Origin of the sequence: Vibrio vulnificus CMCP6 (genome assembly GCF_000039765.1) — a bacterium.
In the GTDB taxonomy this organism is placed as follows: Bacteria; Pseudomonadota; Gammaproteobacteria; order Enterobacterales; family Vibrionaceae; genus Vibrio; species Vibrio vulnificus_B.
Map to the genome: position 1 here is coordinate 118,636 of NC_004460.2, position 12,201 is coordinate 130,836.

The 12,201-nt window shown below is 46.5% G+C and carries 7 protein-coding genes; 2 read left to right on the forward strand and 5 right to left on the reverse strand.

The window, feature by feature from the left end; genetic code table 11:
• Positions 1-73: 73 nt before the first annotated feature.
• Positions 74-2,227, reverse strand: coding sequence for a YccS family putative transporter (yccS, locus tag VV1_RS15755; protein ID WP_011081104.1), 2,154 nt, complete (start codon positions 2,225-2,227; stop codon positions 74-76).
• Between the two features lie 208 nt (positions 2,228-2,435).
• On the opposite strand from yccS, the gene helD reads away from it, so the two are divergent.
• Positions 2,436-4,508, forward strand: a complete 2,073-nt coding sequence (gene helD, locus VV1_RS15760) for a DNA helicase IV (protein ID WP_011081105.1) — start codon at positions 2,436-2,438, stop codon at positions 4,506-4,508.
• 128 nt (positions 4,509-4,636) lie between these two features.
• Here the strand turns inward: helD and VV1_RS15765 are convergent, their stop codons facing one another.
• Together VV1_RS15765 and torT are read right to left on the reverse strand one after the other, a co-directional pair.
• Complete coding sequence (locus VV1_RS15765) at positions 4,637-5,092, reverse strand: methylglyoxal synthase (protein ID WP_011081106.1); 456 nt, start codon at positions 5,090-5,092, stop codon at positions 4,637-4,639.
• Between the two features lie 56 nt (positions 5,093-5,148).
• Positions 5,149-6,162 carry a TMAO reductase system periplasmic protein TorT gene (torT, locus tag VV1_RS15770; RefSeq protein ID WP_043921120.1) on the reverse strand — a complete coding sequence of 338 codons (1,014 nt, stop codon included), beginning with the start codon at positions 6,160-6,162 and terminating at the stop codon, positions 5,149-5,151.
• A 110-nt stretch (positions 6,163-6,272) separates the two neighbouring features.
• Between torT and torS the strand changes: the two genes are divergently transcribed.
• Positions 6,273-9,185 carry a TMAO reductase system sensor histidine kinase/response regulator TorS gene (torS, locus tag VV1_RS15775; protein ID WP_011081108.1) on the forward strand — a complete coding sequence of 971 codons (2,913 nt, stop codon included), beginning with the start codon at positions 6,273-6,275 and terminating at the stop codon, positions 9,183-9,185.
• Positions 9,186-9,264: 79 nt separating this feature from the next.
• Here torS and VV1_RS15780 read toward each other — a convergent pair whose 3' ends face one another.
• Together VV1_RS15780 and VV1_RS15785 are read right to left on the reverse strand one after the other, a co-directional pair.
• The gene (locus VV1_RS15780; protein ID WP_011081109.1) at positions 9,265-9,450 is read right to left on the reverse strand and encodes a hypothetical protein; all 186 of its coding nucleotides are present in this window, start codon (positions 9,448-9,450) and stop codon (positions 9,265-9,267) included.
• Positions 9,451-9,476: 26 nt separating this feature from the next.
• Positions 9,477-11,831, reverse strand: a complete 2,355-nt coding sequence (locus VV1_RS15785; protein WP_011081110.1) for a fatty acid cis/trans isomerase — start codon at positions 11,829-11,831, stop codon at positions 9,477-9,479.
• Positions 11,832-12,201 lie beyond the last annotated feature (370 nt).

Below are 12,201 nucleotides of genomic sequence, written 5' to 3' on the forward strand. Positions count from 1 at the left end.
AAGGGCGTGGATGAAAGGTGATAAACGGTGCTAATAGGGCGTTTATCACCTATAGATGAAGTGGAATGTTTGGTTACTGCGTACGCACTGCAAGCTTACTGGCTAATGAGTGTAACTCTGGCATCATTCGATAAATTAAGTGCAGTTGTTGAAGCACCATGCGAGCACTGCCTTCATCATCTTCACGCCATTCACTCAATCGCTTTTCCAAGTCCGCAGCGTTACTCGTGTCGACATCACAATCATCACAGCGATTGTACAACTGAGATTGAAGCGTCTCTAAGTGCTGGTGGATTGTTCGGTGTGCGTCGAGTACCAATTGATGTGTGGACTCGTCATCCAAGCGAGTGCGGTGAGCTCCAAGGGCAGAGATGTAGCTCAGCATGGCATGATTTAGAGTAAGAAAACGGAAGCTCTCATCGATTGCGGTCTGATATTTTCCAGGCTCGATCAGCATGTTACTGATCGCAGACGAAAGGTTGGCATCCTGGTTATGCGCATTACGCCGTGCAATACGATAAGCGAGGCTATCTTTTTTACCAATTCGGTACTGACCAATGATTTGCAGTAAGTACTGTTTGTTGGCGTCTATCGCATCAGACATCACTTTGTGTAAGCGACGAGACTGCCAGTCAGGCAGAATCAAAACCACAGCAGCAACGGCAAGTGCGCAACCGATGAGCGTATCGGCCAATCGAGGCAATACAACCGCATAACCTTCACCCAACTGGTTGAAGCAAAAGAGCACGAGTAGGGTGATGAAACCAGTCGCAAATCCGTAGTTATTAATCCTAAAGGCAAAAAAGAGCACGCCAGAGAGGACGATAAACACCAGTTGGCTCTCTTGCGATGGGAAAAACGTGAGTAGGGGAACACCGATAAGTAAGCCAGCAAAGGTGCCTGCAATACGTGCAACCAGCTTTTGTTTTGTTGCACTGTAGTTTGGTTGGCAAACAAACAAAGTGGTTAATAGGATCCAATAGCCTCTTTCAATCTCGAATCCATAGATCACGCCATAACCGGCAGTCAACGCTATCGCCATCCGAATGGCGTGACGAAACAGCATCGAGTCTTTGTTGAAGTTGGCCCGAATGCGCTGAAACATGGCTTTAAGAGTATGCGGATTAGTGTCGTCCAGCAAATTCTCTTCCAATTTTTCCGCATCAGGATTACTGATGTTATTAAACTGCTTTTCAACGGTAGCGAGATTATTAAATAAGTAGTTAAGTTGGCCGAGAAGATGAGACCATTTTGGATTTTTTTGTTCTTGGAGGTAGCTCAATGCGTTTTGCAGTTCTGCCAAAGCCAAAATGGATTGAGACGCGTGGTTATACTCATTGCCTAAGCGCAACGATTCGGCAATTTCTCGACAGGCAGTTGCTTGCGCCTCAAGCAAATACTTAAAGCGGAACAAAATATCTGACCGCTCGAACTGTACAGCAAGATCTTGATAGCGGTAATGGCTCGAGCTGACTCGCTCGTGAATATCCTGCGCAATAAAGTAAATATTGAGGAAGCGGTCACTTGGCCCATCAATATGACCTCGTTTCGAACGGCTCAGCAAAGTCTGTTTGCAGTTGTTGAGTGCATTAACAGTCCGAGCATTGAGGCTTGCAGCGTTAATGCGCATCGGTTGAGGCGTCATGTTGGTTACCGGATGGAAGAGCTGTGCTTTTGCATCAAGATAGTTGGCCAACTGGTGAAAGACGTTGGCTAGGCTCTGTTGGACAGGCTGCATTGGCCAGAGGATTTGCCAAACCATCGACATAAAGTAGTACCATGCGGCGCCTGAGAGTAGCAGCAATGGTTGAAACCAAATATTGACACTTTGGTGTGCGCCGAGCATGGCATAGATTGCGATAAGCAAAGAGCCAAAGGCGATGCTGGCGTATTTGGGGCCAACTGCGCCCAACATAATGAAGCCAAAGGTGGAAACAAAGAGCCCAATCGCAAAGAGCCATGGCGTATTAAAGAGAAGCTCAATTGAAAACGCCGCGATAGCAAAACAGATAAACGTGAGCAACACGGCTTTAAGCCTGCCGCTAAAACTGTCATCACTTTCCGCCAAAGCGGCGGCAATAACGCCGAGGATTAAAGGCGTGATCAAGGTATTTTGTTCGTAGTACCAAGCTGGTACCACAACACCGAGCAAAGTGATGAGGATCAATACACTATAGCTAATGGTTTTATTGGCCCAAAAGTGACGAAGTTTGAAACGTAAGTTCACGGTTTTCCTGTGTAAATGAGCATGAACGAGTTACTCGGCAGTGTAGCAGAAACCACCATTAACAATATGACTTGGACACATAAAAAGTTTTGCCTGCTTAGTATTTCTCCACTCGCTGCTGCTTGATAGGGATTAATGGCTACATTTTCCGGTTACAAAATGGTATAACCCTGAAACCCTTGATTTCAGAAGCAAGAGAAATGAATCCATGCTGCTAACGGCCAATAAAACCGCCCAGTTTTTTATCCAAAAAGAGTATCACCATGTCGAATTGCAAGGTCAGTCTCTCCTCTTGGTATCGGTCGGAAGCGAGGAGCACATTCCATTCACGGTTTGGAATGGTGAGATTCATGTAAAACGAGGCTTGTTTTGGGGGGCATTGCAGTTTTTTGCGCATCCGGTCGAAGGTAAGCAGCAGAGCTGGCTGGTACAAGGTCTTCCATGGCCAGAGTGCAAACAATTTGCTCGGAATGCAGTAGAACAATATCAACAGTGGCACGATCAGCAATGTCGCCAATTGAGTCAGTATTTGCCAATTTGGGAAGACGGGCTACACCGTTTAATCTATCTACCGGCTTATTTACCGCATTCAACCGTAGACACTTGGGTTCGTGATGTTCATGGTCAATTAAAAGAAATGAACATGACACTTGATGAAGCGAAACAGCGACTGCCAGAGCGGGTGGCTGCGATGGAAAGCTGGCTACTTGATGGAGAGCAAGCGATTCAACAGCGCAATTTGTCTTGGCTTGAACAGGAAAGGCAAAATTGGGAAGTGTTGTTCAATCAAATCGAATCTTCGCCGCTCAATGTTTCTCAGCAACATGCGGTGTTGCTGAATGATGATCACAATCTCGTCTTGGCTGGGGCCGGTTCAGGGAAAACCAGCGTATTGACCGCTCGGGTGGCGTATTTATTACAAAGCCATCAAGCGACAGATGAACAAATGCTGTTGTTGGCGTTTGGTCGTGATGCGGCTCAGGAGCTGAAACAGCGCTTAGTGGATAAAATAGGGCTTGCCGCGCAAAACACCAGTGTGTCTACCTTCCATCAGTTAGGCTTGTCGATCATTCACCAAGTGGAAAGTAAGCCTGTAGAGATTTCCCCCATCGCTTTGGATGACAAACTGCGTCAAGCATGGTGCGTGGATTGGCTGAAAAAACATTGGATGACCCCAACCAACTTCAAACGTTGGCAAAAACATTTAACCAAATGGCCGATTGCCTACCTCACAGGGGATGATGAGTTGGGCAGCCAATCAGAAAACCCCAAGCTGATTGCTTGGCTGGACAGGCAACTGACTCAATTTGCGTCACTGGGTTTTAGTAAGAAAGAGATCCAAGAGCGATTGGTGGAACTGCCTGATTACACGCGCTTAAACAGCGAACTGTCACTGTGCTGGCCGTGCTTCAGCGCATGGCAAAAAATGCTGAAAGAGACAGAGCAGATCGATTTTCCAACCATGATCAGTCGTGCAACGAAATACGTCAAAGAAGGGAAGTTTGTCTCTCCTTGGCGTTTCATTATGGTAGACGAATATCAGGACATTTCACCCGATCGGCTGGCTTTGGTTGAAGCGCTCTGCGAAACAACCCATAAGCAGCCAGGAGCCTCTCTTTTCGCCGTCGGTGATGACTGGCAGGCGATTTATCAGTTTGCTGGCGCGGATGTTGATTTAACCACGGGCTTCCAGCAGCGTTTTGAGCACTCAACGGTGCATCACCTTGATACCACTTATCGTTTTAATAACATGATTGGAGAGGTGGCAAACCGATTTATTCAGGCGAATCCACGACAACTGGTGAAAACGCTGCAGAGTTACAAACAGCAGAAACAAAAAGCAGTACACACAGCGCCAAGTAACTCGGTGGAAAAGATCCTCGACCAGTTAGATAGAAAGTCGGACAAGCAGAAATCAGTGCTACTGCTTGGTCGTAATCACTATCACAAACCGGACCTTTATGATGATTGGGTAAAACGCTTCAAAAACCTGTCACTCAACTTTATGACTTGCCACGCCAGTAAGGGCAAAGAAGCGGATTACGTGATTATTCTTTGCGTTGACGAAGGCCAATTTCCAGCCAAGAAAAAGCAGCTGCATGTTGATGGAGCACTAACTCAATCTTCAGACACCTTTGCGTACGCCGATGAGAGACGCTTGTTTTATGTGGCGTTAACTCGCGCCAAAGAGAAAGTTTGGATCACACACAGTGGTGCAGGCTCCGGATTTGTTCAGGAGCTGTTGGAAAACGACTACCCAGTGGTGAAACACAACAGCTAGATAAGTATGGTCGCTGAGGTAAACTCAGCACGAAAGAACAAATAAAAATGCCAGCAACTCAGTTGCTGGCATTTTTGTTGTCATTCCTAAACCACCGCTTTTAGCGGTTGAGGCACTAGAAAGAAGAATTAGGTGCGACCTGCCAAATAGGCTTGGTAATCAGGGATTTCGACATCAACTTCTTCATTCAATAATGGCGATTCAAAAAGGAACTTTGCCGTTGCACGGTTGGTTGCCACTGGAATATTCCACACACTGGCAATGCGCAGTAGCGCTTTTACATCCGGATCATGTGGTACCGCATTCAGTGGGTCCCAGAAGAAAATCAGCATATCGATTTTGCCTTCTGAGATTAAAGCACCAAGCTGTTGATCACCACCCATTGGGCCGCTGATCATACTTTTAATCGCAAGCCCGGTTTCACGACTAAGCATGTGGCCAGTTGTCCCCGTGGCATACAAGAAGTGGCTCTGCAATTTTTCTTTGTTCTCTTTTACCCAGCGTAGCAGCTCAGGCTTATAGTTATCGTGTGCAACCAATGCAATGTGTTTATGCGCTGGCATCGTGCGAGTTGTTTTTTGCATCAAATGTTTCCGTTATGGTTACCTGATTCGGTTCGAAAATAATTAAGCATAAATCGTCACTGAGATTCAACTGCTTTGACGTCAAAAATTGGCCTGTATTCGGATGGCGATAAAGAGTCTTCAATAGTTGAGAAGTTCAGCGTGTTTGGGGTTAGTGGCTCAATGGTTGGTGAGCTGTGAATCTGATATGGCTTATGACGTAAATAGTTGACCGCTTGATCCACCGATAAGCGCCCTTGCAGTACCATTTGGTCTGTTGGAGCAAACTCAATTTTATTGCGTAATAGGCCACGATAAATGCCATGGCTGAGGTAAGTAGAAATCAAGCCAATCTGGCCGGTTTTATTGGCACTACGTAATTCGCTGATCGCCGCTTCCATTGCCACTGCGCTGCCAACGAGGTAATCAACATCGGGTGTGTCGATCGCTTGTTGTACTAAGTTACGTTGTAGCTCTTTGTCGTTATCCGCCCAGAAACTCTCCATGATATGGATATCACTGCCCTTGATGGCATCTCTAAAACCTTTATCGACGGGCTTGGTGCCGCCACTGCTTTTCGGGCCTAACAGTAATACGACATTTTTGATTCCTGAGCCAGCAGGATGTTTCTGTGCCAAGTAGTGACCCGCTTGATGACCCATCCAATACCAATCCACACCGACGGTGCCTTTCAGATTCTTACTTTGCGTTTCATTGAGCACCAATTGGTTTACGGTTGCGAAAATGGGAATGCTGCCCGTCCACTGTTGCAAGTTTTCGTTAAACGCCATGGGGTCAACGGTACCAAGCAAGATAGCATCTGCACCCCATTTGCTGCATAGCATCAGTTGTTGCTGCTGCTTGGCAGTGTTTGGGTAGCCTCCCGCTTCTAACACGCGTAGATTGACCTTTTGCTTCTCCGCTTCAGACACCATGCCGTAATTGACAGAAAGCCAGTACGAGTCTTTTAAATGTGGATAAATCGCACAGAGTTTTTCCGCCGCATAAACAGGGGTAGAAAATAGGATTGGAAGGGAAAGTGGTAAAGTTTTGCGCAAACAGTGCAAAAAAGTGTGCTTAGTCTTTAACATGCAGCAAGGTTCATTGGCATCGTTGGAAGTTACGTAGCAGAATATAGCGTATTCTCCCCGGCGAACCAATGCTGATCTGCTGTTTGCCGTTGTGTAAGGTTAAGAAAAATATGTTATTAGCAACAGCGAGTATCGGCCGGAAGTTGTTACTCTCGTTCATCGCCATGGCAATGTTGGTGATGTTATCGGCGTTAATTGGCGTCTCGGGCTTTTCGTTCGTGGCAAAAACAGAGCGCAATGTCGTTGATACGGCTATTCCCGCTATGATTGAAGCAAGACAAGTCTCTGAACTCAGCTCGCGTATCATTGCATCGGTCCAAACCTTATCAAACGCCAAAAATGAAGAAGAGCGAAAACAGTCAGGGAAAGAGCTTTTTTCTCAGTTGGAGTCGCTACTTTCGCATATTAAAGCGCTTGGCGGTGGAGAGTCGTTTGATCCGCTATTGTTAGAGCGCCTCGAAACTCATGTGCAAAGTGTGATCGATAACTTGGCCGACTTGGGCGTATCGGTGGAGAAAAAACTGTGGTTAGCAAAAGAGATTGATAGCCGAGTTGAAGAGATGCGCCTACTCAGTGAAGAGCTTGAACAATTGACGCGCACTCAAGTGCTCAATACCAGCACCATTGCGGTTGCAAATGTGACACATATCTATGACTTATTGGAGTCAAACAAAATTCCTCAAGCTTACCAAGCACTTGATGCCTTGGTGGAAGTTGACCTTGATCTTTCCGAGCGCTTGCATGAACTGCATCTGCTCGCATTCAAAATGCTCAACCAGATCGAAGAAGCACGTACACTCACCAATATTGAGCGTATCCAAGATGTGCGTAATGAGTTTGATGCCAACCTCAAAATTATGGTTCGTCGAGTTCAAGCGGTGGAAGATCCTACTCGCTCTGCGCAAATGTCCAGCTTACTTACCGAGTTGGGCAAGCGCCAAGTCGTGTTTAACATCCTCGGGCAACAATACCAAAACAACCTAGAATCTCAGAAGCTCATGCAGCAAAACCTCGCGCTCTTTTCTGAGCTCAACGGTACCGTTAATAAGCTTGTGGACGACTCAAATCAGACAACAACAAAAGCCGTCTCAGAGTTAACTCGCACACTGAACTTAGCGCAGCTCATTCTAACGGTGATTTCACTCGCTGGCCTGATCGTCGCCATCGTGATTGTTTGGCGAGTGGTTTATGTTTCAGTGGTGACGCGTTTAACGGAATACTCAGCGGCGTTGTTGCAAGTGGCTCAGGGCAATCTCGATATTGAGCTTCAAGTTCGGGGCAATGACGAGCTGGCGCATATGGGGCAGGCGATCATCACAGCAAGGAACACGGCTCAAGCACTGAAAATCGTTGCAGAAGGGGAAGCCAAAGCGAAAAAAGAGCTTCAAGAGCATAAAGAACACTTAGAAGAGCTCGTTACTGAGCGCACGCGTCAGCTACAACTGACCAATGAGAAACTCAATCACGAAGTGCTCAATCACGCCAAAGCGCGTTCACTAGCAGAACAAGCAAACCGAGCGAAATCGGCATTTTTGGCCACGATGAGCCATGAAATTCGCACGCCAATGAACGGCGTACTTGGTACCGCTCGCTTGCTGATGGACTCCGGACTGAATCCGTTGCAGAAGCGTTATGCCGATATCATCAATCGCAGTGGTAAAAATCTCCTGGCTATTTTGAATGATGTTTTGGATTACTCCAAAATTGAAGCCGGGCATCTTGAGATTAGAGAGTCCGCCTTCGAGTTGCATCAAATGGTGGAAGACACTTTCCAACTGATGCAAAGCCGCGCCGCAGAGAAATCACTGACTTTCTCTTACCATATCGAGAGTGATGTTAACCATTATTGGCGTGGCGATGTTACGCGCATCAGTCAAGTGCTCAACAATCTTGTTGGTAATGCGATTAAATTTACTCACCAAGGTGCGGTGGATATTTACGTTAGCCTCGATCTCGAACAGGAGAATGTGGTTCAGTTTGAAGTCACTGACACGGGCATCGGCATTGCCCAACAAGAGCAGGCGACCCTTTTCGACGCCTTTACTCAAGCCAGTGGCGGACAAAAAGCCGCGGGTGGTACAGGGTTGGGTTTGGCGATCAGTCGCCGTATCATTCAAGCCATGGGTGGGCAGATGGAAATGGCGTCGGAAGAGGGCGAAGGCAGTCGTTTTTGGTTCACTGTGCCTCTGACGCCTTGCGACGCCGTTGAGCCCGTTGTTTGCCCGCTCGAAACCGAAAACCGACAAGCGACGATCCTATTGGTCGAAGACAACGCTGTGAATCGCATTGTTGCGGAAGGGTTTCTCAGCAGCTTGGGCCATACCGTAGTAATGGCGGAAGATGGTGCGGAAGCACAAATGTTGTTTGAGCAGCAGTTATTTGATATTGCGTTGGTTGATATCAATCTGCCTGATTGTAATGGCACGGATTTGATCCAACGTTTAAAGCAGCAAGAGTATTCAAGTGAGAGAAAAACACCTATGGTTGCGGTTTCTGCTCATGTATTTAATGAGGAAGTGGAGAGCTATTTAGCCTCAGGGTTTGATGGTTTCCTTGCAAAACCACTGGAAAAAGAAGCGCTTTCAGCGCTGATTCAAAAAATGTTAGAAGGAAAAGTTCTGGTGTGCGTAGAAAGTGAAGCAACGGTAGTGAGCAGTGATGCTTGCTCAAGCATTGCTCAATCTAAAAATAGCAACCTGATGGATCCTCAAGTGGTGCTTTCCGATATGGAGGTGCTTGGTGCTGACAAAATGCGACAAATAATCGAACTGTTCAAAAGCAGCAGCGATGAAATTCTTCAAGCCTTAGTGAGCGCTGCCAATGAGGCGAATGAAGCGCAAGTTAAAGGGCTAGCCCACAAACTTAAAGGCAGTGCAGGCAGTTTGGGTCTAAATAAGTTAATGACGTTGTGCAAAACAATTGAAACCCACTCTTCACCAACGAGTCTCTATCTCAACGAAAAAGAAGCGTTGGAAGAGTGTGTTGAGCTAAGTTATCATGCACTGAAGAACTTGGTTCAATAGCGTTTTCTAAGCAGCAACCGACCAAAAAGAAAGCCTCCGTTAATCAACGGAGGCTTTTTTATGCCCGATATTTGCCCAGTTAGTTGTCACTGTCCCAATCAAATTGGGTATCCAGCGCGTTAGGGTCGTCATCAAATGGATGCTCAACACGCCCTCTTAGGCGTTCTAATTTGCTCTCTAACATGTTCACGGTGTCATAATCACCTTCAGAACAAGCGACGTAAATTTGTTGCTCCAGAGCTTCGATTCTATCTCGGATACTCATGGGAACCTCCTTTACGTTAGGTTGTGCTATCGGTTCTCAAAACGATTATAGTCAAGCAATCCAAATTCGATAGGTTGATCGTTGCGATACCAAGTATGAACTTTGTCGCTAAACGACCAGAAATTGGTTGAGCTACGACGAATCGCAAACTTATCCAATAACTTAACGTAGTCTTGCTCAGATTCCATTGAAGTAATGATTTGAACGAATTCGGCTACTTGGTTTTCGTTCAACGAGAAGAACGCCGCAGGGTAGCTTCCGACAACGCCGCGCACTATGGTGAGGTCGTCATTCGCTGGGTCACGATTTTTCTCTTCGTTAAACAAACTTGAGATGTTCAAATGTGCATTGTTGTGCAGCAGTGTATAAAGCTGCTCTTTTCCAGAGTCTGCTTTGACCATCAACATAGTAATTTGCGGGATAGGCAACAGCTTTTCACCTTTTACCAAATTCAATGACTTCAGCAATGCTTCGTTTTTCAGGCTCATGCCAGTATCGACAATCTCATAGCGCGAATTCAGGATTGGGCTTACTTGACGGCGTAATATGTCAAACAGCTCAGACTTGGGATCATCGGTTTTATATACAACGCTAGTCGGTTGGCTAAAGGGCACCACATTGCGCTGCAAGAAATCGCTCAGTTGGCGGTTTTGCTGTTGATACCAGCTGGATTGCTCTTGGTGGCGCATATCTGCGGGCAACAAGGCGATGAAGTTACTTTCACCTTCTAAACGAAGAAAATCCATAAACATGCGAGTGATCAACTGATGGCCAAAGTTGCCATACACATCAAAACCCGCCACTAACAAGTAGTGGATGCGTTCTAGCAAGGCGTAGTCGAGAACCCAGGCCGTTTTGGGCTTCTCACCCACCAATCCCTGTACCACTGAGGCACTATCAAAGTGACGGAACACGGTTAACGCGGCATTGGGGTTAGTGCCATTGCCATCCCATATGATGTCGGTGGTGAGATGCGTACCATTTTTAAACCAATGGTTAATGAACTCCGATTTCGCTTCTAAATAGCGAGCTTGTTGGGCGGAATATTTGACCCAATTGGTGACTGGTAGGGTGTTACTTTCGAGTTCGCCCGGTAGTTTTAGATTATCGGCTTGTGAGCGATAAAACTCATTAACTGCAGGAAGATCCGCTTTGTCAGGATCGAGGAAGAAAACCCAGAAACGATCGTTAATCACATTCAGCGCCAACTGGCCGCGGCACACTGGTCCCTTTATGTAAGCCATAATGGTGTTTTGTGCGTTATCTAGCATGAATTTAAAGCGTGCTTTCACTGGGAGGTCAATAAAAGCGCTCATTGGGTTGGCGGCAATCTCAGGATCGTAACTTGGCAACTGCTCGACGACGTAATCTGCGTCAATAAACCACGCTTTCCAATCCTTCATTCGCTGGCTATTGAGAGCAAAAGGCATGTGTGTCTTATCAACAATCGTGCCTTGCTCGGGAATGATTCGATAGTAAACACGTTCTACACCCGGATCATCGTAGGGGCGACGAGTAACAATGCGCTGTACGGGTTCGCCTGGTGGGGTGGACGAACGAACCATAGTAAAGAAGCGAGGTTCCCCCTCTAACTCAGAGAAATAGAGATGCGATAAAAAAAGATGCTCGTAGATATAACGTGCAGCAAGCTGGTTTTTGCGTGAACTCTTATTGAACATTTGTTCGTATCGCGTGATCTCTGCTGCCTGCTCACGAGTGAGCGGGAGGTGATCGTTCATGATCGCGCCATTTTCTAACCAAGCCATGAGTGTTTGGTGTTCTTTGGCCGAAAGATTTGGCATACCAAAGGGCATTCCCCAGCTTGGATTGGTACGCTCGTACTGATCAAATTCTTCAATCGTCGGACAGGTTTGTTCGCGATCAATCGAAAAATCAAATCCTTCAAGTTGGTCCTGTTGAGGAAGGGGATGACGCTCCTTCTGTTGCAGCAATCTCGCAATCAAGCCGGCATCAATGTTGGCAACACCGGTTTGGGCACGCTCGTTGAGCACAGGATGAAAGCCCGCATCACGCCACTCTTGGGTGGTTTGTGCATCTTCAAATAAGCGTGTGGGTGCTGTGGCTGTGAGACGAGTCCCTTGATAAACAAGCGTCTTGCTTGCGCCACGGTCAATACCTTCTACAGAAGAGAGTTTGAGTTGACATGGCGCGTCGTAGAGCGTGTGACAAACCACACATCGGTTTTCGATGATGGGCTTGACATCGTGCATAAAAAACGCACTTTGAGCCGATTGAATGTGCGCGGTCCGGTCGCGGACTTCGGCCTCGCCAAACAGCTGATCATAGTTGAGCCCAGCATAGGTGGCACAACCTGCAAAAAGTGTGACTACTGCTAGTATTAGAAATGTTCTAAATTTCATTTGGTTAATCGTCTAAATAAGCCATAGTGTTTATTATACTCAAATAACGGTGAGATGCTTGGCCGCCCGACAAGTTTAAGATATCGACGTTATTTGGGTAGAAGGTGCAGAAGAATAGCGCTTTCAATAATAAAACACCATGCAAAATCAAGATTGTGATTGCCCTCTAGCTGAGCATTGCTTAAGGCTGAGATGGCAGATAGGTTTTTTTGATTAGCTCACGCTTCTGACTTATTGGGCTATCTCGCTACACGTTTTGTGTTAAATGTTTTATAGAGAGATATTGGAGTGGTTTCACTTGAAAACACAGTTTTTGCTAATGATGCTGATTTTTTGACCGGCAAACGATGCTCGGTTATTCAATAGTTTT